The following is a 23,536-nucleotide window of genomic DNA, read 5'->3' as shown; positions in this document are numbered from 1 at the left end:
CTCCGGGGTGTGTGAGACCATCGTCCGCGCCCCGGAGAGGTTCGTCATAGGGTGTAGCCATGACTGAAACTGCTGCCCGCGCCCAGATCGGTGTCACCGGACTCGCGGTGATGGGTTCCAATATCGCCCGCAACTTCGCCCGACACGGCCACACGGTGGCGCTGCACAACCGCAGCATCGCCAAAACAGACACGCTCATCGAGAAGCACGGCACAGAGGGCGATTTCGTACGTACCGAGACGATGGAAGAGTTCGTCGCAGCGCTCCAGAAGCCACGTCGGGTTCTGATCATGGTGAAGGCGGGCGATCCCACCGACGCCGTCATCGAGGAACTGGCCTCGTTGATGGAGGAGGGCGACATCATCATCGACGGAGGTAACTCGCTCTACACCGACACCATCCGCCGCGAAGCCGCAATGTCCAAGCGCGGCCTGAACTTTGTCGGCGCCGGCATCTCCGGCGGCGAAGAGGGTGCGCTGAACGGCCCGTCGATCATGCCTGGCGGGCCCAAAGAGTCCTACGAGTCCCTCGGCCCACTGCTGGAATCGATCTCCGCACATGTCGACGGCGAGCCCTGCTGCACCCACATCGGCCCCAACGGCGCCGGTCACTTCGTGAAGATGGTGCACAACGGCATCGAGTACGCCGACATGCAGCTCATCGGTGAGGCCTACGACCTCATGCGCAAAGCCCTCGACCTCCCCGTCGCCGACATCGCGGATGTGTTCCGAGAGTGGAACTCCGGCGATCTGGACAGCTATCTGGTCGAGATCACCGCCGAGGTACTCAGCCAGATCGATGCCGAGACCGGCAAGCCGCTGGTCGACGTGATCGTCGACGCCGCAGGCCAGAAGGGCACCGGACGCTGGACCGTCAAGTCCGCTCTCGACCTGGGAATCCCGACCACAGGTATCGCAGAAGCCGTGTTCGCTCGCGCGCTGTCCAGTGCTACCGACCAGCGTAAGCAGGCCAAGGGCCTGGCGTCGGGAACGCTCGCGGCCTCGCCCACCGACAAGAAGGCATTCGTCGACGACATCAACAAGGCACTCTACGCCTCGAAGGTCGTCGCCTACGCCCAAGGCTTCGACCAGATCGCCGCAGGCAGCACCGAATACGACTGGAACCTGCACCCCGGCGACCTCGCGACCATCTGGCGCGGTGGCTGCATCATCCGCGCCAAGTTCCTCAATCGCATCCGCGACGCCTACGCCGAGAATCCCGAACTGCCCAGCCTGCTGCTGGCGCCGTACTTCCGCGACGCGGTCGAGAACGCCGTCGACAGCTGGCGCCGGGTTGTCGCCACCGCCACCACGATGGGCATCCCGGTGCCGGCGTTCGCCTCGTCGCTCTCGTATTACGACGCACTCCGCGCGGATCGCCTGCCTGCCGCGTTGACCCAGGGCCTGCGCGATTTCTTCGGTGCCCACACCTACCAGCGCATCGACAAAGAGGGTACGTTCCACACCCTGTGGAGCGAGGGCCGCACCGAGATCGAAGCCTGACCTACCCGAAACTGTGCCCTTTTGGCGAGCAAACCCGCAGGTGAGCTCCGCCAAAAGGGCACATTTTCCTGGACACTGGGCATTCCTGCGTAGAATCGACTCACGTGCGATTCCTAGATGATCATTTCCCCAGCTACGACCTGACCTACGACGATGTGTTCCTGGTACCCGGTCGCACAGATGTCACCTCCCGGTTCGACGTGGATCTGTCGTCGGCGGACGGGTCGGGGACCACGATTCCCCTGGTTGTCGCGAACATGACCGCGGTGGCGGGCCGCCGAATGGCCGAGACCGTGGCCCGGCGAGGCGGTCTGGTCGTACTCCCCCAGGATCTGCCGATCAACGCTGCGGCCGAGATGATCTCGTTCGTGAAGGGCCGGCACCTGGTGGCCGACACACCCGTCGTGCTCGGCGGCGACGCGGCGGTGTCCGACGCTCTCGCACTGTTACCCAAACGAGCTCATGGCGCCGTTGTCGTCCTCGACACCGACGCCGCCACCCCGATCGGCGTGGTCACCGAGTCGGCCTGCGCCGACGTCGACCGCTTCGCCCGCCTGACCGACGTCCTCGACACCAACGTCGTGTCGGCGCCGGTCGGAACGCCACCGCGCGAGATCTTCGAACTGCTCGACGGCGCTCACACAGACCTCGCAGTGCTGACGAACGCCGACGGCTCTCTCGCCGGCGTCCTGACCCGGGTCGGCGCAGTTCGCGCCGGAATTTATCAACCGAACGTCGACGACAGCGGCAGCCTGCGTGTCGCGGCCGCGGTCGGCATCAACGGCGATGTCCGGGCCAAGGCCGCTGCGCTCGTCGAAGCCGGTGCCGACCTCCTCGTCGTGGACACCGCCCACGGGCATCAGGAGAAGATGCTGACCGCACTCGAACAGATCGCCGACGCGAATCTCGACGTGCCGCTCTGTGCCGGCAACGTCGTGTCTGCCCAGGGAACCAAAGACCTGGTCTCCGCGGGTGCGAGCATCGTCAAGGTCGGGGTCGGACCGGGCGCGATGTGCACGACCCGGATGATGACCGGCGTCGGCCGCCCGCAGTTCTCCGCGGTTGCCGAGTGCGCATCTGCGGCACGAGACAGCGGCGCACACGTGTGGGCTGATGGCGGTGTCCGACACCCGCGCGATGTCGCCCTGGCCGTTGCTGCGGGGGCGTCGAACGTCATGATCGGCTCCTGGTTCGCCGGTACCTACGAGAGCCCCGGAGACCTCAAGTGGGACCGCGCAGGAAAACCGTACAAGGAGAGCTTCGGAATGGCATCCAAGCGCGCGGTCGCGGCCCGCACCGCCACCGACAGTTCCTTCGACCGCGCCCGCAAGGCGTTGTTCGAGGAGGGCATCTCGAGTTCTCGCATCGCGCTGGACCCCGAACGACCCGGTGTCGAAGACCTCATCGACCACATCTGTTCCGGCGTCCGGTCCACGGCGACCTACGCCGGCGCGCGCTCGCTGGACGAATTGCACCAGAAGGCGGTACTCGGCGTGCAGTCCGCAGCAGGGTTCGCCGAAGGACGGCCACTGCCCACAGGCTGGTGACCCGTTAAGCTCGCAGTATCCCGGGCACGACTCCCGACCGGGCTCGACAAACTTGGAGGCTCGTTTGGTGCCCGCGGCACCGCTGGACGTCACCCGTGGTGATCGGTGATGCAAGCACTCATTCTCGTCGCCAGTCTCCTCGGATTCATCGCTCTCACACTCGGCACCGCCCTCTTCGTGGCTGCCGAGTTCTCGCTGACGGCGCTGGAACGATCGACGGTGGACAACGACTACCGAACGCGCGGTGACCTGCGATCGAAGCAGGTCAGGAACGCGCACCGAACCCTGTCGTTCCAGCTCTCCGGCGCCCAGCTCGGCATCACCATCACCACCCTGGTCACCGGGTACATCGCCGAACCGGTGCTGGCTCAGTTGTTCGCGCCCGCGTTCGACGCTGCCGGCTTGCCGGACGGTGTGACGAGCGCGATCTCGCTGATCCTGGCTCTCGTCATCGCGACCTCCCTCTCGATGATCCTCGGCGAGCTGATCCCGAAGAACCTCGCGATCGCAAAGCCCCTGCCGACGGCGCGCGCAACCGCGGGACCGATGAGCCTGTTCTCGGCCATGTTCCGCTGGCTCATCAACGCACTCAACGGGACCGCCAACTGGGTCGTCCGGCGGGTCGGCGTCGAACCGGCAGAGGAGCTGCGATCGGCTCGTTCTCCCCAGGAGCTGGGCTCACTGGTTCGCAACTCGGCGCGGCACGGCGCCCTCGATCCGGGCACTGCGGCACTCGTCGACCGCTCACTGCAGTTCGGAGAGCGCACCGCCGAAGACCTGATGAGTCCACGCGTCACCGTCGAATCACTCGACGTCCATGACACGGTCCGCGACCTGATCATCGCGTCTTCCCGAACCGGATACTCGCGGTTCCCGATCCTCGACGGCGGTGACCTCGACAACATCGTCGGGGTCGTCCACGTCAAACAGGCGTTCACGGTCGCCATGGCCGATCGCGCATCGACCGAACTGGGCTCCCTCGCCCGAGACGTACCGGTTGTTCCCGCCAGCCTCGACGGCGATTCTCTGATGGAACAGATCCGGGCCGACGGTTTTCAGGTCGCCGTTGTCGTCGACGAATACGGCGGGACCGCGGGGATCGTGACAACCGAAGACCTGATCGAAGAGATCGTCGGCGACGTGACCGACGAGCACGACGACGAGCAGGCGGACGTCCAGAGTGACGGCGACGGGTACATCTGCAATGGACTCCTGCGCATCGACGAACTCTACGATGCGATCGGCTATCGCGCTCCGGAAGGACAATTCGACACGCTCGGAGGACTACTGATGTTCGAACTCGGCCGTATCGCTGCCGAGGGGGATGTCATCGATCTGCCGGAACGCGTCGTCGCGTCCGACGAAGACGACGACCGGTCGAACGCCGAATCCGAGCAGCGTTGGCGGGCCCGCGTGGTCCGGATGGAAGGCCGGCGCATCGATGTTGTCGCGCTGACCCCCATCAACGGTTCCGACTCGGAGGCTTCCCATGGGTGATCTTCTCGGAGTCGTCCTGACGGTGTTCCTGCTCGCCGGGAACGCTTTCTTCGTCGGGGCCGAATTCTCGCTGATCTCGGCCCGCCGCGACCGGCTCGAAGCGCTCGAAGAACAAGGAAAACGCCGTGCTCGCACGGTCATCGAAGCAAGCGAACATCTGTCCCTCATGCTCGCCGCAGCCCAGCTCGGCATCACGATCTGCTCTATCCTGCTGGGCCGTGTGGGGGAACCCGCGGTGGCCCACCTCATAGAGAAACCACTCCATCTCGCCCACGTGCCTGACGGTCTTCTCCACCCGATCTCGTTCGCGCTGGCGTTGTCGCTGGTCGTCGTTCTCCACATCCTGCTGGGCGAGATGGTTCCGAAGAACATCGCGCTGGCAGGTCCCGAACGTTCGGCGATGCTGCTGGTGCCGGCGCACCTCATGTTCATCAAGTTGGCGCGTCCGCTCATTGCGTTCTACAACTGGGCCGCCAACGTCTCTCTGCGGATCCTGCGCGTCGAACCCAAGGACGAACTCGATGCGACCGTCTCGGCCAATGAGTTGTCCGAGATGATCGGCGAATCCCGCCAGGAAGGCCTGATCGATCAGGAGGAGCACGAACGACTCACCCGCGCACTCCAGACATCCGGACGAACAGTGCTCGAGGTTGCGATCACCCTGAGCGAACTCCGCAGCGTGCAGGTCACCAGGGACCCGACCACCGGCCGGGTCGGACCCACCCTGGGGTCGATCGAACAGGCGGTCACCGACACCGGTTTCTCACGGTATCCGGTCCGCGGTACCGACGGCACCTACACCGGCTACCTCCATCTCAAGGACGTGCTCGACGAGATCCTCGACGAAGAGGTCGGTCCGGACAGCATCATCGGTGTGGACAAGATCCATCCGTTGCCGGTGCTGGCCGACCGGACCCCACTCGACGAAGCCACCGCAGCCATGCGCCGGACGAGCTCTCACCTCGCCGCCGTGGTCGACGACAACGGCCGCACCGTCGCGGTTGTGGCTCTCGAGGATCTGGTCGAGGAGTTCGTCGGCACCGTGCGAGACGAAACACATCGGGTGTGACCGCCGCCCCGACCCCGCCACCACTGACCGAAGCAGTGTGGCTCGCAGCGGCGCATGCGCACCGCGACCGCGTCGACGGCCTGCTTGAGGTACACCCGCCCACTGTCGGCGGCTCCGACGTCGTCCACCCCGTGTGGGGATTCCTGTTCACGTACTACAGCTTTCGGCCAGCTCAGCTGCGCAGATGGCATCCAGGCCATGGTGTCGCGCTCGCCGGCCGCGCCGCCCGCGGTTATGCGGAGTACACCGGTTACACCATGGTCGGGGACGTCGTCACGGTGAGCGCGGATTACCTGCGCAAACGGCGTCGAACAGTCGACTTCGTCATCGACCTGCTGACCACGAGCCGGGACCGATCACCGAGGTTCAACTGCTTCGGCCTCCACGAATGGGCCATGGTCTTCCAGGCCGCACCAGAGCAGATCCGACACACCGGGGTTCCGCTGCGCCTCAGTCCTGCCGACACGGATGAGGTCGTCCGCTCACTGCCGTTGCGATGCACACATTTCGATGCCTACCGGTTCTTCACGGGGCCCGCGCGGCCGTTGAATCTCACTGTTCTCGACCGCGATACCCAGGTCCACGACGAACAACCGGGATGCATCCATGCCGGAATGGACCTGTACAAGTGGGCGCACAAGTTGTCGCCTCTTCTTCCTGCCGAACTGGTGGCCGACGCGTTCGACCTGGCGCTCGATTTCCGTGAACTCGATATGCGGGCCAGCCCCTACGATCTGTCGGAGTTCGCACTCGAACCGATCCGCATCGAGGACGCGGCGGGCCGCGCGGACTATGTGCGGGCGCAGACCAGGCTCAGTGATCGCTCTCAGCAACTACGCAGCAGGTTGATCGACACCTGTCGCAGGCTGTCAGTCCCAGAACTCGACACTGGGACAGATCGCTCCTGACCAGAGGGGCAGTGGCCTACTCCCCGAGGCCCGAGGTTTAGCTACCGCCAAGTAACATAGGGCCCGAAATGCCCTGGATCAAGAGAGAGTGAGGCCGGTAATGGCTCAGCGCGTCACCGTCGACGGCGGCTTGCAGGTTGCGTCGGTTCTGTATGACTTCATCAACAACGAGGCTCTCCCCGGCACTGGCGTAGAGCAGGATGCGTTCTGGGCAGGCGCGGCCGCCGTGATCAACGACCTCGCGCCGCGCAACCGGGAACTGCTCGCGATCCGCGACGACATCCAGGCCAAGATCGACGCGTGGCACAAGGACCACCCTTCGAGCGGGCCCGCCGACTTCGATCACGCTGCCTACAAGGCTTTCCTCACCGAGATCGGCTACCTCACCGAGGTCCCTGCCGACTTCCAGATCAGCACGACCGGTGTCGACACGGAGATCACCAGTACCGCCGGACCTCAACTGGTGGTCCCGGTGCTCAACGCCCGCTTCGCCCTCAACGCCTCCAATGCCCGCTGGGGATCGCTGTACGACGCCCTGTACGGCACCGACGTCATCTCCGAAGACGGTGGCGCCGAGAAGGGCACGTCGTACAACAAGGTTCGCGGCGACAAGGTCATCGCCTTCGCCAAGGACTTCCTCGACACCGCGGTGCCACTGGAATCGGGCAAGCATTCGGGCGCCACCACATACGCCGTCGTCGACGGTCAGGCCCAGGTCACCCTGGCCGACGGCTCGACGACCGGATTCGCCGATCCCGCCGCGTTCGCCGGATACACGGGAGATGCCGCCACCCCGACCGGCATCCTGCTGCGTCACAACGGTCTTCACCTGGAGATTCAGATCGACGCCGACTCCCCCATCGGCTCGACCGATGCCGCAGGCGTCAAGGATGTGCTCGTCGAGTCGGCGATCACCACGATCATGGACTTCGAGGACTCGGTCGCGGCCGTCGACGCCGAGGACAAGGTCACCGGCTACCGCAACTGGCTCGGCCTGAACAAGGGCGACCTCGCCGAAGAGGTCACCAAAGGGGGAAAGACCTTCACCCGCGTCCTCAACGACGACCGCCACTACACCGCACCCGACGGCTCGGACCTGACCTTGCACGGCCGGTCGCTGCTGTTCGTCCGCAACGTCGGACACCTGATGACCAACGACGCCATCATCACCGCCGAGGGCGACGAGGTCCCCGAGGGCATCCTCGATGCGCTCTTCACCTCGCTGATCGGTAGTCACGGCCTCAAGACCGACGGACAACAGAACTCGCGGACCGGGTCGATCTACATCGTCAAGCCCAAGATGCACGGACCCGACGAGGTGGCGTTCACCGTCGAGTTGTTCGATCGGGTCGAGAAGGTCCTGGGCCTGCCCACGGGCACCCTCAAGGTCGGCATCATGGATGAAGAGCGCCGCACCACGGTCAACCTCAAGGCCTGCATCAAGGCCGCCGCCGATCGGGTGGTGTTCATCAACACCGGGTTCCTCGACCGCACCGGCGACGAGATCCACACGTCCATGGAAGCCGGCGCAGTCGTCCGTAAGGGTGAGATGAAGTCGCAGACCTGGATCAAGGCCTACGAGGACTTCAACGTCGACACCGGCCTGCACGCCGGGTTGCAGCACAAAGCCCAGATCGGCAAAGGCATGTGGGCCATGCCCGACCTGATGGCCGATATGCTCGAGCAGAAGATCGGCCATCCCAAGGCCGGCGCCAACACCGCCTGGGTCCCATCCCCGACCGCAGCCACGCTGCACGCGCTGCACTACCACCAGGTCGACGTCTTCGAACGCCAGGACGAGATCGCCAAACGCGATCCCGCCTCGGTCGATGACATCCTCACGATCCCGCTCGCGCCCCGCACAGACTGGACGGACGAGGAAAAGCGCGAAGAACTCGACAACAACTGCCAGTCCATCCTGGGCTACGTGGTGCGCTGGATCGATCACGGCGTCGGCTGCTCCAAGGTCCCCGACATCCACGACGTCGCGCTGATGGAGGACCGCGCGACCCTGCGGATCTCGAGCCAGCTGCTCGCGAACTGGCTCCATCACGGCATCGTCACCGACACCGACGTGGTGGCCTCACTCGAACGAATGGCACCGGTGGTCGACCAGCAGAACGCCGGCGACCCCACCTACCGCCCGTTGGCTCCCGACTTCGCAGACAACATCGCATTCCAGGCGGCCAAAGAGCTCATCCTCGAGGGCGGCAGACAACCCAACGGATACACCGAACCGATCCTGCATCGCCGACGTCGCGAGTACAAGGCTGCGAACGCCTGACATCTGATCAGAGCATCACAACAATGCTCTGATCTGCTAATTTCCTTGTGGCTCGGGCACTCCGCCCGGGCCACAAGGCATTTCGGGAGGTCGAGGACTGTGTTTCAGGCGATCAGGCGTTTGACGGTGTTCATGTTCGGCGCGGTCCTGCTGGTAGCGGTTGCCACAGGCTGCGGTAGCGATGAGAAAGGTTCGGCCACAGCGGCTTCCAGTGCCCCGACGGCGGCATCGGACACCTCCGAAACCACTCCTGCGACTGCTGAGGACAGCGGCGAGATCTCGGAGATCGATGCCGAGGTCGGAGATTGCGTGACCTTGGGTGGCACCATGATGGACGCCGAGATCGACACCGCGACCTGCGGTACCACCGACTCGCACTACGTGATCGTAGCCAAGGTCGCCAACGAGGCCGACTGCGCGACGGACATCGACCAGACCTACTACGAGGAATTGGGCGGGACCACCACCGGGGTCCTGTGTCTCGACGTCGACTGGGTAGAGGGCAAGTGCTTCGAGCCGGGAACGGGCTCGGACAGTACGGTCCAGGTCCCCTGCACCGATCCCGCCGGCGAGAAAGTACTCGCTGTACTGACCGGCACCGTCGACGAGAACGAGTGCCCCGATGGCACCGAGACCTATTACACCTACGACGAGCGGCAGAAGGTCGTCTGCACAGCGCCTGCTGCCTGACCTGGACACCGGCACCGCATAGACTGCGCAACACAGTCTGCCTCTCCCCGCCGATCGCGACTGACAACCGGCGGGGACGATGCGGATCCGGGTCGGTAGCAAACGATGAATCGAGGTGTGGTGGGGGAACATCGCAGGGCCGGCGGCAGTAGAGGTGTCAGTCGCGGCCTCCTGATCGCCGTCGCGCTGATCATCATCCTGGTCATTCTCGGTTTTCTCTGGTCGCTCCTCGGCGATCGGATCAGCAAGCAGGGACAGGACGCAGCCGAACGCTGCGTCGAAGGTGATCTTGCCGTTTCGATCATCAGCGACCCGGCTCTGGCCGCCCCGCTCGCGACGGTGGCGGCGAAGTACAACGCCACCGACCCCGTCGCAAGGGATCGCTGCATCACGATCGAGGTCCGCCCGTCCGATGCCAAGGTCACGCTCGACGGTCTCACCGGCACGTGGGATGTCGAATCCCGCGGCCAGTATCCGGCCGCCTGGATTCCGCAGTCATCGGTGTGGAGTTCGCAGCTGACGGCGGCGAAACCGAGCATCGTCGACGGCAATCCGTCCTCGCTGGTGTCGAGTCCCGTGGTGTTGGCCATCCCCACAGCCGCCCGGCAAGCCATGGACGGAAACGTCGGCTGGATCGAGCTGCCGACCCTGCAACGCTCTGAGGCCGCGATGGAACGCCTCGGCCTCCGGGGGTGGGGTCCACTGCAGATGGCGATGCCGATCGGGCCGCAAACAGACGCGACGTTCCTCGCCGCACAGGCGATCGCAGCAGAGATCTCTCGCACCATCAGCGGCGCCTTGTCCCCCGAGGACGCCGCGTCACCGTTGGTGTCCTCGACGCTGACAGCGATGAAGGCCGAGGCCCCGCCGACCGACCTCGGCACCGCCGAGAGTGGTGTGCAGATGCTGATGAAGCAATCCGACCCCGCTGCGGGCACGCTCCACGCCGTGCCGATCACCGAGCAGCAGCTGTACCTCCAGACCAAGGATGACGCCGATCCGGGTGTGCTGGCGCTCCTGCCGGCCGGGCCGACCCCCATGGCCGACTTCCCGGTGGTGACGTTGACCGGGGATCAGGTCGACGTCGCGGCCCGCGACGCTGTGAACGACTTCATCAATTACGTTCATGCACCCGAACAGATCGGGACGATCACCGCACTCGGGTTCCGCGGTGGCGGTCGGTTGCCGCCCGCCACGGCGGCGGTCACCTTCCCGGTGACCCCATCGCCCATGCCTGCACCCTCCGCACAGGCGCAGAACTCGATCACCGAGATCCTGACCCGCCGCTAGCCCCGATGATGGGTGGTTCTGGCGTTGCCCACCTGGGCAAATGTTCGCCATAACGACCCATCATCGGGGGTTGATCAAGCGAAAGCCTCGACCGGTGGGCAGCTGCAGACCAGGTTGCGGTCGCCGTACACGCCGTCGATGCGGCGCACCCCCGGCCATACCTTCGCTCGTCCACCCGCCGACGGCAATCCGTTGGGGTAGACGGCGACGAGCCGGTCGTACGCGTGGTCCCACTCGCCGACCAGACATTCCGCGGTGTGTGGTGCCCCACGCATCGGGTTGTCGTCCACCGTCCATTCACCGGCGGCGACCTTGGCGATCTCCGCGCGGATTGCGACCATCGCATCGCAGAAGGCGTCGATCTCGTCGAGGTTCTCGCTCTCGGTGGGTTCGATCATCAACGTGCCCGCCACCGGGAAGCTCATGGTCGGGGCATGGAAACCGTAGTCCGCCAAGCGCTTTGCGACGTCATCGATGGTGACGCCCGTACTCTTGGTCAGAGGACGGAGGTCGATGATGCATTCGTGGGCCACCCGATCCCCCGCGCCGGTGTAGAGCACCGGGTAAGAATCGCGCAGGCGCGCGGCAATATAGTTTGCCGATGCGATCGCGGTCAGCGTCGCCTCGCGGAGTCCGGCAGCACCCATCATCCGGATGTACGCGTAGGTGATCGGCAGGATGGAGGCCGAGCCGTAGGGCGCCGCCGAGATCGTCAGCTGTCCGGGTAGTTCGTCGGCCAGCGGGTGTCCCGGCAGGAACGGCACGAGGTGTTCCCGCACGCCGATGGGTCCGACGCCCGGGCCGCCACCACCGTGTGGGATGCAGAAGGTCTTGTGCAGGTTGAGGTGGCTGACATCACCACCGAATCGGCCGGGCCGGGCGACCCCGACCAGCGCATTGAGGTTGGCACCGTCGACGTAGACCTGCCCGCCGGCGTCATGGACGGCCGCGCAGATGTCACCGATCTCGTGTTCGAACACCCCGTGCGTCGACGGATAGGTGATCATGATCGCCGCGAGTTCGCCGGCGTGCGTGTCGATCTTTGCCCGCAGATCGTCCACGTCCACGTCACCGTTGTCGCGGCACGCGACGACCACCACCCGCATACCCGCCATCACTGCGGACGCGGCGTTGGTCCCATGTGCGCTCGACGGGATCAGGCAGACGGTGCGGTCGAGGTCACCCCGGCTGCGGTGGTACTCGCGGATCGCGAGCAGCCCCGCGTATTCACCCTGCGACCCCGCATTCGGCTGAACGCTCACCTTGTCGTAACCGGTGATCGCCACCAGCCAGTCCTCGAGGGTCGAGATGATCGTTCGCATGCCGCGGACGTCGTCGGACGGCGCAAAAGGATGTAGCCGGGAGATGGTCGGCCAGGTGATGGCCTCCATCTCTGCGGCGGCATTGAGTTTCATGGTGCACGACCCGAGCGGGATCATGCTGCGATCCAGCGCGATGTCCTTGTCGGCGAGCGTTCGCAGGTAGCGCATCATCGCTGTTTCGGTGCGATAACGGTTGAACGCGGGGTGGGTGAGGAACTCCGAGGTCCGCTCGAGGATCTCCGGATCCCCCGGCTCGACGGCGGTCACCGCGAACGCTTCGAGCACAGCCGCGACGTGCGCATCAGTGGTTGCCTCGTCGCACGCGACGGAGACGTGGTCCTCGTCGACCAGTCGAAGATTGATGCCGCGATCTTTGGCCGCGGCGACGATCGCTGCTCCGCGTCCGGGAGCATGCGCAAGCACGGTGTCGAAATACGCCGTGTGCACCAGCGAATCCCCCAGTGCCGCAGCGATGCGCCGAGCGTGTCCGTGGACCCGCCGCGCAATGGCCCGGAGGCCGTCGGCCCCGTGGTAGCTCGCGTACATGGCGGCGATGATGGCCAGCAGCACCTGCGCCGTGCAGATGTTGCTGGTCGCCTTCTCCCGACGGATGTGCTGTTCGCGCGTCTGCAACGACAGGCGGTAGGCGAGGTTGCCGTCGACGTCCTTCGACACCCCGACGAGGCGTCCCGGCAGCTGGCGCGCGTGCTTGGAGTGCACAGCCAGATAGCCCGCATGGGGTCCGCCGAATCCCATCGGGACGCCGAACCGCTGCGTGGTACCGAAGCAGACGTCCGCGCCGAGTTCTCCGGGCGGCGCGATCAGGGTCATCGCGAGCAGATCCGCGCCGATCGCCACCAACGCGCCGCGTTCGTGTGCGTTGTCGATGATTGCCGCGCAATCCAGGATGCGGCCGGATGCAGCCGGGGTCTGCGCCAGCACTCCGAAGAAGTCACCGTCGGGCAGTCCCTGCGACAGGTCGGCGGTGACCACCTCGATCCCGAGTGGTTCTGCGCGGGTGGCGATCACGGCCGCCGTCTGCGGGAACACATCGAGGTCGACCACGAAACGCGCAGACTTGCTCTTGCCTGCTCGGCGCAGAAGGGTCATCGCCTCGGCCGCCGCAGTGGCCTCGTCGAGCATGGACGCGCCCGCGATCTCCATCCCGGTCAGGTCGGAGACCATGGTCTGGAAGTTGAGGAGCGCTTCGAGCCGACCCTGGCTGATCTCGGGCTGGTAGGGCGTGTACGCGGTGTACCAGGCCGGATTCTCGAGAATGTTGCGCACCAGCACGGGTGGGGTCAACGTGTCGTAGTAACCGAGTCCGATCATCGACGTCGCCACGGTGTTCTGCGCAGCGAGTTCGGCCAGTTCGGCGAGGGCTTCGTGCTCCGATGCGGCCGGTGGCAACGCCTCGAGTCCGTTGTTGTCTGCGCTGTCGAGGATGCCTGCGGGCACCACCTGCGTGGCCAGATCATCGAGTGAATCGGCGCCGACGAGAGCGAGAATGCGTTCGAGCTCAGGACCGTCGGGGCCGATGTGACGGGTGGTGAAGGACGTATCGGTCATGGGTAGGACCTCCGCAATGACCGACCAGGGGTCGACCACGTGTAGTGCCGGCACGCGGCCGGACGCCGGTCCTCCCCCTCTGTCCTATCCATCTCGCGATGGACGCCTGAGAGATTCAGCCACGCGTACGCGGCCTTTCACCATGGGCGGACGGCAACAGCCATCACTCTCCAGAGACGCCGACGACGACACGGTCCTTGATGCCTGAGAGTTTGACGGAGAGGTGTTGCTCCTTCGGCGGCCACATCTGGTGTGACTCTCTCCCGGGTCGCTGCGACGCGTAGCCAGTCTAGACCGATCGTGGCAGCGCGCGCCGGGGCAGGGCTCCTAGCCGGTGCGCCGGGCGCGGTTCTTGCGACGTGAGGCCAGTTCGTCCTCGGGTGCGGTCTCGGTGACCCCGCCGTCGGCCCGTTCGGCCGGGAAATCTGCGATCGTGCCACTGAGCTCGCGCATCGCGCCGCTCACCGCGATGCCGAAGACTCCCTGACCACCTTGCAGCAGGTCGACTACTTCCTCGGCCGACGTGCACTCATACACGGTGGTGCCGTCGGAGAACAGAGTGATCCGGGCGAGGTCCTCGACCCCGCGCTGTCGGAGATGGTCGACGGCGACGCGGATGTTCTGCAGTGAGATACCGGTGTCGAGAAGGCGTTTGACGATCTTGAGGACCAAGATGTCCTTGAACGAGTACAGCCGCTGACTTCCCGACCCAGCCGCGCCACGAATAGACGGCACGACCAACGAGGTGCGCGCCCAGTAGTCGAGTTGACGGTAGGTGATTCCGGCGATCTGGCACGCACTGGGCACGCGATAGCCAACGAGTTCATCGGGCACCGTGTCGTTGGGGAAAAGTCCCGGTGCGATGTCGACCAACGATCCCTGAGTGGGCACATCCGGCTGTGACGCATCACCCGTCGCGTGGTCGGCGTCGTCCGACCCGTGGGCTCCGTACTCCGCCCCGTGGGCTCCGTACTCACCGTCGTGTGGCTGATCGCCCACTGGGATCTCCTCGCGTGCTGGTCGGTGACCGTCTGAGCAACGTCCTGGCGCCGACGCACCAACTTTACCCGCTCTGACCGGTCAAAATCACATCACCGCAATTTTCGCGGTCTGAGAAGACGGTAAGGGGCGCGGACCGCGCGATCAACGCGACTCGCCCTAACCCTGAACCTAAACTCGAGCTTTAGGCGTTTCGTGACCCCGCGGTTTCCATTCCGTGACCGTAACGGTGATCGACCGGGTCAGGCTCCTCCGGTGGCCTTGAAATCATCGGGAGAGACCGAGTCGAGGAACTCCTTGAACTTCTCGACCTCGTCCTCCTTGACCTCCGTCGCGGACTCGTCGTCATCCGACTCCTCCACATCGTCGGCAGGCATCAGCAAGCCGGCTTCGGCGAGCACGGATTCCTCGGCGTAAATGGGAACCTCAGCCCTCATCGCGATGGCGATCGAATCCGACGGACGTGCCGAGATCCGCAGATCTCCCGCAAACACCAGGTCTGCGTAGAACGTGCCCTCTTGCATGTCGACGATCCGGACCTCGACCAGCTCATGGCCGAGAGCACTGATCAGGTTGACGATCAGGTCGTGGGTCAGGGGCCTCGGTGGCTCAACACCCTTTTGGCGCAAAGCAATTGATGCCGCCTCGCTCTGCCCGATCCAGATGGGCAGATAACGCTCACCGGACGTTTCCTGCAGCAGGAGCACCGGCTGGCTCTGCGGCGGTTCCACACGAATACCTACCACGCGCATTTCACTCATGCGATCGGCCCTCCCAACGGTTCTGCGGTCATATGCTCACCGCTTCCAATCCTATGGCAAGGCGGCCCGCCCCACGAGCGGCCAGCCCAAATGGTGCAGCTCCGTCGGGCAGGGCTCAGTCGAGAACTTCGCGTACAGCCTGCTTGACCAACTGGGTGTGCAGGGTGACTGACAGCGCCGCTATCTCTCGCACCATCTCTTCGGCCCGATCGCGCGCACCTGTTCCCTTGCCCTTGGCGATGGGACTGGCGATCTGCGCGACCAGACCGGCCTCACGGTCGGCCGAGACCTTGAACGCTCGGAGATGACGAGCTTGAACGCCGAAGTTCGCCAGGGCCGAGGCCGCCGAGACCAGACGAACCGCGTCCTCGTCGAAGAATCCGCGAGCTCCGGGAACGAGAAGTCCGTTGTCACACAGCTCCGCGACAAAGGCGGCATCGACGCCGGTCCGCTCGATGAGTGTGTCCCGACTGAGCCTCCCCCCGCCGCTCTGCGAAAAGTCGGTTGCCGGAGCCACCCAGTTCTTCGCCGACGACAACAGGCGGGTGCCCGATTGCGCCTCGGAGACGGCGCCGCGATCGATCTCCTCGAGCTGCTCCTTGATGACCTTCAGCGGCAGGTAACGGTCCCGCTGCGCCGTCAGGACAAAGCGCAGACGCTCACAGTCGGCACGACTGAAGCGGCGGTACCCGGACGGTGATCGTTCCGGGGTGATCAGACCCTCGGACTCCAGGAATCTGATCTTGGAGATGGTCACGTCCGGGAACTCGCCGCGCAACTGATCCAGAACCGAGCCTATCGACATCGATCCTTCAGATTGCTGCCCCGCCGACGGTGAGGTCACGCGTTCGAGGAGCCTTCGTCACCACTGGGGCCGGTCAGGAAGACAAGCCGGAACTTGCCGATCTGGACCTCGTCACCGTTCGCCAGAACAGCTGAATCGACCGGCTCGCGATTGACGTAGGTGCCGTTGAGGCTGCCGACATCGACAACCTGGAAATCGTTGTCGCCCAAGCGGAACTCGGCGTGGCGCCGGCTCACCGTGACGTCGTCGAGGAAGATGTCGCTGTCCGGGTGTCGACCGGCCGAGGTCGTGGCCTGGTCGAGCAGGAATCGCGATCCGGCGTTGGGGCCGCGCTTGACCACCAGCAGCGCCGTACCGGCCGAGAGGCGTTCTACGCCACTGGCCGCGGCTTCGGTGGTGGAACCACCGGTCGACTCCATCTCCTTGATGAAATCGGCCCGGAAGACCGAGGTGGTCTCCACCGGAGCCTCGAAGTCCTTCTCGTTGTCGCTCACCAATTCTCCTTCTTCGTAATTGTCCCCGCGGCCACCGATTGGGACCTTGTCGTTCCACGGTGATTGCGGCGGCTTCGGCGGTCTGACTACTCATCCGCCGAATTCGGCCTCATCGAGTGGATTGGGGCATTACCCGTGACCTAGACCGTACCCTGCAACCGCCCGCAGATGCATAAACCGGCTGCATACAGTGTGTGCAACCGGCATCGCGGCTTATCTTATCCGGCAGTGACTTCGCCGTACCCGGCGGCGTCCAGCATCTCGCCGAGCACCTCGTCGAGATCAGTGCTGGAATCGACGGTGATCTCCACCAGCCAGCCGAGGCCATAGGGCTCGGAGTTGACGAGGTCGGGGCTTGCCTCCAAGTCGTCGTTGACCGCCGTGACCACGCCTTCCAGAGGCCCGAAGATATCGGAGACACTCTTGGTCGATTCCACCTCTGCAAACGACTCCCCGATCACCACGGGATCGTCGATGGCCGGCAGCTGCACGAAGACCACGTCGCCCAATTGATCCTGTGCGTAATCGGTGATGCCGACCCGCACCGTGCGGTCGGATACCTGCTGCACCCACTCGTGTTCTGTGGTGTACCGCAGATCGTCTGGAGTCTGCTTGTCGGTCACGATTGTCGCCTTCCGTCTTGCGCTTGGGCCGTCATGGCTCCGGAACTGGGTCGAAGAAACTTCAGCGGGAGTTGAAGGGAAAATTTAGCGTATTGAGCTCGCCGACCTCATCAGGCCGAGCCCTCTGTCGATCGGTCCGAACCCCTGGCCGGCGGCAAGGTCCGCACCACGAGTACCGCCTGTATCCAATACAACACGAACGACCACAGGTACATCGCGGTGCCCCAGATCATAAAGGCCCAACCGCACGGGTAGAAGACGTCTCCGATCACCGAATCAATTTGTCCGGCAAGGATCATCGGGAATCCGTACATCAGCGCGAAGGTCGCCGCCTTGCCGACGTAGATCGTCGGTAGCGCCGTTATCCCGCGCGAACGGAGCAGCGGCGCGGTCGCCAGGAGCAACACATCGCGGCCGACCAACAGACCCACCAACCACCACGGGACGATTCCCCGCACCGCGAGACCGATCGGCACCACCAGCATGTACAGCCTGTCGGCCGCCGGGTCGAGCAGTGCTCCGAGCTTCGACGACTGGTCGAGCAGGCGCGCGATCTTGCCGTCCGCCCAATCCGACAGCCCGGAGAAGAACAGGATCGCGAAAGCCCACCCGTCGGCCTCTTCCACCAACAGCACCCACAGGAATACGGGCACGAGTGCCAGACGCAGCGCGCTGAGCAGGTTGGGAACGGTGAATATCCGGTCCGACTCCACAATCGGGTCCGAGTCGGTGTCCTCCATGCCGAACAGCCTGTCACATCACCCGCACCGGGCGGGAGATCGGCGCAGCCGGACTATCGGAAGATGCCGATGATGCCTTGTAGCGCCTTGGCACCGCCGGACGAGAACGGACTGTCGTGGACCATGTAGGTCCAGGTCGTGGTCGATCGACGCAGGTCGGCCTGTTCGAGATCGACTCCGTCCGCGGTGATGATCGCCTCTCGAAATGTCTTCCGGGCATTGTCGACCGCGTCGCCGGGCAACTTCCCGAATTCCTCGAGGATCAGCTTGTGGAACTCATCGAGCGGTGATTCCCGGCCGAGCGATCGCAGGTGGATGCTCGCCCGAACATCAGAGACGAACGCCAGGTGATCAGCCCAGGCGCGGTCGAGGTGAAAGAGCATGATCTCTCGAGCTGCCTGTTCGAGGACCTCGACTGGCACCGGTTCCGGCTTCTCGTCCACCGCGGCTTCCGGTTCATCCACTGTGGCGTTCGCCCTGTCCGCATCCGCTGCTGCGTTGTCCGCGTCCTTTTCTGGTTTGTCCGCCTTGTCGGCCTTCTGTTCGGACTCGACCGGGGCTTCGCCGATCAGCTCGAGGTAGCGCTTGTTCTCGGACTTCTTGAGTTCGGTGAGCGCGGCATCGGTGGTCAGCAGTTCTGTGCGCCGCCTGACAACGATCTCGCGCTGCTGGTTGACCAGCTGGTTGTAGCGCCACGTGTTCGCGTGGAGTTCGAGCATGACGCCCTCCGCAACCCGTTGCGCCTGCTCGATCAGGTCGACACCCTTCGATCCGAGAGAACCGTCTTCGGAGGAACTGACCGGGTCACGTTTGAGGGTCAGGTTGCGCGTCACGACCGGGTCTTCTGCGCTGGAGAAAAAGACCGACCGGCCCGGATCCCCCTGCCGTCCCGCGCGTCCGCGCAATTGGTTGTCGAGCCGTTCGGTGTCGTGCCTGCCGGTTCCGACGACACAGAGACCACCGAGTTCGACGACTTCATCACGCTCCGACGTCGACTCTCCGTCCTTCTGACCCTTCGAGCCACCGAGTTTGATGTCGGTGCCGCGGCCTGCCATCTGCGTCGAGACCGTGACCGCATTCTTGGCCCCGGCCTCGGCGATGATCTTGGCTTCCTCTGCGTCGTTCTTGGCGTTGAGGACAACCGATGTCACGCCGGCACGACCGAGCAGATGGGCGAGCTCTTCCGACTCCGCCACATCATGGGTGCCGATGAGGATCGGCTGGCCGGTCTCGTGCACCTCTTTGACGAACTCGACGACGGCATCGGCCTTGTTGGACTTGTTGTCAAAGACCCTGTCGGCCTCGTCGATGCGAACGTTCTTGGTGTTTGGCGGGATCTGCGATACCGCGAGCTGATAGAACTGCCGCAACTGCTCGCCTGCCGCCAGGGCGGTGCCGGTCATGCCGCAGACCTTCGGGTAGCGCCCGATCAGCGCCTGCACCGTGATGGTGTCGATGACCTCGCCCGAATCCGTTTGCGCCAGACCCTCTTTCAGCTCAACAGCGGCCTGCAGACCGTCCGGCCACCGTTGGAGCTGAGCCACTCGGCCGCGTGAGGCGTTGATCAGGTGCACACCGCCGTCGCGAACGATGTAGTGGACATCGCGCTCGACGAGGATGTGCGCGTGCATGGCCACGTTCACGTGCACCAGCGTCGTCCCGACGTGCTCTTCGTCGTAGAGGTTGATGCCCCCGAGTTCGGCCTCGATGTAGGCGGCACCCTCGTCGGTGAGATAGACGTTCCGGCCTTCGGGATCGATTTCGTAGTGGGTCTTCTTGAGGCGGGCGACAGCGTCGTGGATCGGCTTGTCCGGGACTTCACCGATGGTGGCGCCGGCCAGGATGAGCGGCACGAGCGCCTCGTCGACGAGGACCGAGTCGGCTTCGTCGATGATGGCCACGTCGGGTTTGGGCGAGACCAGGTCCTCGGCCCGCGTGACGAGCTGGTCGCGCAGCACATCGAAGCCGATCTCGTTGACCGATCCGTAGGTGATGTCGGCGTCGTAGGCGGTTTTGCGTTCGGCGCGGGTCGAGTTCTCCGAGACCGCCGCCGAGACGATGCCGAACTGGTCGAACAGAGGTTTCATCCACTCGGCGTCGCGGGTCGCGAGGTAGTCATTCACGGAGATGACATGCACACGGTGACCCTGCAAGACGAAGCCGACGGCGGCGATGGCTCCGGCAAGCGTCTTGCCCTCGCCGGTCGCCATCTCGATGATGTCGCCCTCGAGTAGGCGAAGTGCACCTTGTAGCTGAACGTCGAATGGGCGCATGTCCAGCGTGCGGTCACCCGCCTCTCGCGCTAGAGCGAGGAATCGGGCACGGTCGTGGCCTTCGGGATCTGTGATGTCCAGCTTCTCGGCAGCGGCGGCGAAATCCTTGTCCTCGAGCTCTTTTGCCCAGTCGTCAAACGAGGCGGCCTTCTTCAGGAGTGCTAGAGACTTCGACTGGTTACGCGAGGACTGCGCTCCCAGTAGCCGCCACATGTTGTTCGTGAGCTTTCCCACCGAGCCGTACTCCCTCATCCATACAAATACGCGGTCACTTCGAAAAACTGCCGTGCTCCACCGTACGCGGATCACGTTCGCGCGTTACCGTACGCGGCAATCGCCAGACCACCGCAAGCTCCGCACTTCCGCGCAGGTCACGCAAGCCAATAGGATGCCATCCGGAGGTGGCCATGGGTTCGAAAAGCGGGTCTGGTCCGTTGCGCTCACCAGCGGTTCGATGTGCGATCCGATCGGTGGTCGCCGGCGTCCTGTTGGGGTGCGCTGTAGGTCTCGGCGCCTACAACCACTGGGGCCTGGCGCTGGGGCTCGGCGTACCCCTGGCGATCGCCACGGTCTTCGTTGCGCCCCGGCCTCGGCGCATCGACGGCGCGCTGCAGGGCGGCCATTCATCGCAGCAGATCCCCGTGACCGTGGAGGCGCTCACCCGATCGAGCCTCGATGCGGCGAACGTGCAGCCCACTCTCGTCACCGCCACCATCTCTCCGCCGAACGACACCGAATATCGAACCCGGTGGCTGTCGGCCATGCCGAAGGGCATGGTCGCCAATCTCCTGAGCGATGCGGACAATCGACTGCCGGCTTCCTTCATCCCTCCTCGCCCACCGGAATCGCTGCCGTATCAGTCCGGTGGCAAGCCGGTTCCGGAACCCGAGTTCGGTGACAACCCCGCGACGTCGACGCTGCTGTATCCCGTGATCATCGTCGCCGTCGCGGCGGCGCTGTTCCTCGGCGTCGGCGGCGGCTGGCATTTCTCCGTGTCCCTCCCATCGACGGGGAGCGTCTCCTTCACCGGCGACGGACCGAGCGACAATCGTGAAGAACGTATGGCCGCGCTGATCGAGCATGTCTCCACGCTCGGACCCACGGCGTCCAGCAACGTGCTGAGTCTGGAACTCGAAGAGAACGGCAGTGATCGGGCGTACGTCCTCGACCCTGCGACAGGGGAAAGCCTGAACGTCTGGTATTCCGAATCCAGCGACGAATGGTACGAACCGTCCCGGAGTTCGACGCCGTTCCGGTCTGCGAAGACGTTCACACTCGGCGAGGTGGCGGGTATGCCATTGAACGCGATCACCGACGCCATGGCGGCTGCGCTTCCTGCCGAGTCGCGGGACTTCCAGAGCTTGAAGATCGAACGCGCCGACAACGACCAACCTGTTCTGGTGACCGCGAACTTCGGAGAAGACTACGAGAACGAGGAGACGATACAAGCCGATACGTCCGGCAAGGTCGCGGCGTGGTTCCAGCCGGGTGACTTCGACGCGGCTTTCGCCCAGGCGGCCCTCGCAATCGGTGAGACCGGCCTGCCGGCGTCCGCGCCACTGTTCACCAGATTCGAGATCCGCGGCACAGACTCCGGTACACCCACCATGCGGGCGGGAACGATCCAGAACTCCGGCGGAGTGCTGATGGACTTCTCGGACCTGACCCGCAACGGAAGTCTCGCGATCGTCCCGGGCTCGTTTCCTGTTGTCAGGAGCACCGAGACCCGGTCCCGCGACTACACCGACGGCGCGGTCGCGTTCGACGACATCTCCGCGCAGACGTTCGACGCCGTCCGCGACGACGCGATGCGCCGGCACTCCGTAGATGCCTTCGACCGCAACCGCGTCGATATCCAGACCTCGAGTACCTACGTCGTCGATCGGTATCAGACAGTGATCATGGTCGAGGTCGGCCCCGATAGTCCGATCGACTACTACACCGTCGACGGTCGGTTCATCGAATCCGACTGACCAGGCTCGTGTCCTACTCCGCTTCGAGCGCCCGGCGACGACCGGCTTCGATCTCGTCGATGGCTTGTTGTTGCGGGTGCAGGCTGCCCCGGTCCGCGAGATCGGTGACGATGTGATGGATGCGGTCGAGATAGTCGGCCTGCTGCGCTCCTTCAGCGTGCCGTGCGTTCTCGAGCAATGACAGCGCCGTTGTCAGTTCACGCTGGTCGGTGACGTCGAGAAGCCCGGTACCAACTGCGCGACCGTACTTTTCGCAGTCAGCCCACGCCTTACGCACGGCCATCACCGCCTGCTGATACTCGTCGGCGCGGTCGAGATTGACCGGGAAACGCTCAGTGCGTAGGTCTTGCGCCCGGCTGAGCGCCGTATGAAATCGCTCGACGGTGTCGACCGAGACATCCGTGACAGCGGGAAAGCGCAGCAGCAGTTCGGGTTCGAGTTCATACTGGGCGTAGTCGATCAGTACAGCCTCATGCTGGCGAATCGCAGCCTGCCACAGTCGTTCGGCAGCTTCGACGCTTCCCGCGTTGGCGATCCGGGGTGCTTGGCGGTCGGGCTGAGGTTGGGTCGGCTGGTAGTCGGGTTCGGCCTGTGCCGGCTTCGCGAGATCCCCCATGGTCCTGCCGACGGACACCTTCCGCTTCTTCGGTTGGTGTGCGCGCAATCGCGAGACGACCTCGGCGGCGGCGGGATCGGACTCGATGGTGGCCACCTGCCACTCCTGGTCCGGGTTGCTCGCGAACCGGAGCTGCAGGTACCGGCATCCTCTCACCCGATACTGGTCGGCGCGCGAAGAACGGGCCACCGAGGTGTCGCTCGACAGTTCGGTGCTCTGCTTCACCGACAGCAGGTCTGCAAGGGGAAAGGAATGGATGGCCACCTCGTTGCCGAAGTGCACCATCTCGTCGTCGACCGTGATGCTGATCGCCGGGAGGTCGATCACCCGGCCGACGGCGGCCAACAGCAGACTCAGACCCAGCGTGGCGATCACCACCAACCCGGTCACCACCGGATCGGTGTCGACGATCGTCAGCGCAACCAACTCGAGCAACGCCGCCGCAGCCAAAGCGCTGGCCACTGTGGCCAGACGTTCGTGGATGGGGCGGCGGTACTCGGTTCGCGACGTCACCGATACCGGACCGGATGTACTCGCCACGTGTTCTCCTCTTGCCCCGTGCCGCACCCGCCGG

18 protein-coding genes and 1 riboswitch are annotated in these 23,536 nt (G+C 64.7%); of the genes, 9 read left to right on the top strand and 9 right to left on the bottom strand.

Annotated features, from left to right (window positions below; all coding sequences use genetic code 11):
- The first annotated feature begins 59 nt into the window (after positions 1–59).
- The 8 genes from gnd (at position 60) to J3S28_RS05025 (ending at position 10,787) form a co-directional block, all read left to right on the top strand.
- Positions 60–1,502 carry an NADP-dependent phosphogluconate dehydrogenase gene (gene gnd / locus J3S28_RS05060; RefSeq protein ID WP_207838420.1) on the top strand — a complete coding sequence of 481 codons (1,443 nt, stop codon included), beginning with the start codon at positions 60–62 and terminating at the stop codon, positions 1,500–1,502.
- A gap of 104 nt (positions 1,503–1,606) precedes the next feature.
- The gene (gene guaB1, locus J3S28_RS05055) at positions 1,607–3,049 is read left to right on the top strand and encodes a GMP reductase (RefSeq protein WP_207838418.1); all 1,443 of its coding nucleotides are present in this window, start codon (positions 1,607–1,609) and stop codon (positions 3,047–3,049) included.
- A gap of 108 nt (positions 3,050–3,157) precedes the next feature.
- Entirely contained in the window at positions 3,158–4,546 is a 1,389-nt protein-coding gene (locus J3S28_RS05050; protein ID WP_207838415.1) for a hemolysin family protein, read from the top strand.
- Positions 4,539–5,615 carry a hemolysin family protein gene (locus J3S28_RS05045; protein ID WP_207838412.1) on the top strand — a complete coding sequence of 359 codons (1,077 nt, stop codon included), beginning with the start codon at positions 4,539–4,541 and terminating at the stop codon, positions 5,613–5,615. The genes J3S28_RS05050 and J3S28_RS05045 overlap by 8 nt, the downstream gene beginning before the upstream one ends.
- Positions 5,612–6,523 (top strand): 3-methyladenine DNA glycosylase, encoded by a 912-nt coding sequence (locus J3S28_RS05040; RefSeq protein ID WP_307796856.1) that lies wholly within the window; start codon positions 5,612–5,614, stop codon positions 6,521–6,523. Before J3S28_RS05045 ends, J3S28_RS05040 begins: the two co-directional genes overlap by 4 nt.
- A gap of 100 nt (positions 6,524–6,623) precedes the next feature.
- Positions 6,624–8,807 carry a malate synthase G gene (locus J3S28_RS05035; RefSeq protein ID WP_207838410.1) on the top strand — a complete coding sequence of 728 codons (2,184 nt, stop codon included), beginning with the start codon at positions 6,624–6,626 and terminating at the stop codon, positions 8,805–8,807.
- A gap of 99 nt (positions 8,808–8,906) precedes the next feature.
- A complete protein-coding gene (gene lppU / locus J3S28_RS05030) occupies positions 8,907–9,497 on the top strand; it encodes an LppU family putative lipoprotein (RefSeq protein WP_207838408.1) in 591 nt (196 codons plus the stop codon).
- Between the two features lie 105 nt (positions 9,498–9,602).
- Positions 9,603–10,787, top strand: coding sequence for a substrate-binding domain-containing protein (locus J3S28_RS05025; RefSeq protein ID WP_237341119.1), 1,185 nt, complete (start codon positions 9,603–9,605; stop codon positions 10,785–10,787).
- A gap of 74 nt (positions 10,788–10,861) precedes the next feature.
- Here J3S28_RS05025 and gcvP read toward each other — a convergent pair whose 3' ends face one another.
- The 8 genes from gcvP to secA2 form a co-directional block, all read right to left on the bottom strand.
- Positions 10,862–13,678: an aminomethyl-transferring glycine dehydrogenase gene (gcvP, locus tag J3S28_RS05020; RefSeq protein WP_207838406.1), complete on the bottom strand. Its 2,817-nt coding sequence runs from the start codon at positions 13,676–13,678 to the stop codon at positions 10,862–10,864.
- A 181-nt stretch (positions 13,679–13,859) separates the two neighbouring features.
- Positions 13,860–13,954: riboswitch (glycine riboswitch) on the bottom strand.
- Positions 13,955–14,005: 51 nt separating this feature from the next.
- Positions 14,006–14,677: a MerR family transcriptional regulator gene (locus J3S28_RS05015; protein WP_372435935.1), complete on the bottom strand. Its 672-nt coding sequence runs from the start codon at positions 14,675–14,677 to the stop codon at positions 14,006–14,008.
- Between the two features lie 242 nt (positions 14,678–14,919).
- Positions 14,920–15,438, bottom strand: a complete 519-nt coding sequence (locus J3S28_RS05010) for a bifunctional nuclease family protein (RefSeq protein WP_084893768.1) — start codon at positions 15,436–15,438, stop codon at positions 14,920–14,922.
- A 115-nt stretch (positions 15,439–15,553) separates the two neighbouring features.
- Positions 15,554–16,243, bottom strand: a complete 690-nt coding sequence (ftsR, locus tag J3S28_RS05005; protein WP_084893767.1) for a transcriptional regulator FtsR — start codon at positions 16,241–16,243, stop codon at positions 15,554–15,556.
- A gap of 35 nt (positions 16,244–16,278) precedes the next feature.
- Positions 16,279–16,737, bottom strand: coding sequence for a glycogen accumulation regulator GarA (garA, locus tag J3S28_RS05000; RefSeq protein ID WP_346425978.1), 459 nt, complete (start codon positions 16,735–16,737; stop codon positions 16,279–16,281).
- A gap of 218 nt (positions 16,738–16,955) precedes the next feature.
- Complete coding sequence (gcvH, locus tag J3S28_RS04995) at positions 16,956–17,360, bottom strand: glycine cleavage system protein GcvH (RefSeq protein WP_207838404.1); 405 nt, start codon at positions 17,358–17,360, stop codon at positions 16,956–16,958.
- A 110-nt stretch (positions 17,361–17,470) separates the two neighbouring features.
- Entirely contained in the window at positions 17,471–18,100 is a 630-nt protein-coding gene (locus tag J3S28_RS04990; RefSeq protein WP_207838402.1) for a CDP-alcohol phosphatidyltransferase family protein, read from the bottom strand.
- Positions 18,101–18,153: 53 nt separating this feature from the next.
- Complete coding sequence (gene secA2 / locus J3S28_RS04985) at positions 18,154–20,607, bottom strand: accessory Sec system translocase SecA2 (RefSeq protein ID WP_207838400.1); 2,454 nt, start codon at positions 20,605–20,607, stop codon at positions 18,154–18,156.
- A gap of 173 nt (positions 20,608–20,780) precedes the next feature.
- Here secA2 and J3S28_RS04980 point away from each other — a divergent pair, with 173 nt between their 5' ends.
- Positions 20,781–22,346 (top strand): hypothetical protein, encoded by a 1,566-nt coding sequence (locus J3S28_RS04980; protein WP_207838398.1) that lies wholly within the window; start codon positions 20,781–20,783, stop codon positions 22,344–22,346.
- Positions 22,347–22,359: 13 nt separating this feature from the next.
- Here the strand turns inward: J3S28_RS04980 and J3S28_RS04975 are convergent, their stop codons facing one another.
- Positions 22,360–23,502 (bottom strand): hypothetical protein, encoded by a 1,143-nt coding sequence (locus J3S28_RS04975; RefSeq protein ID WP_207838396.1) that lies wholly within the window; start codon positions 23,500–23,502, stop codon positions 22,360–22,362.
- Positions 23,503–23,536 lie beyond the last annotated feature (34 nt).

Source organism: Williamsia soli (genome assembly GCF_017377795.1).
GTDB classification, from domain to species: Bacteria; Actinomycetota; Actinomycetes; order Mycobacteriales; family Mycobacteriaceae; genus Williamsia; species Williamsia soli.
This window is presented reverse-complemented; position numbering and strand designations above follow the sequence as displayed.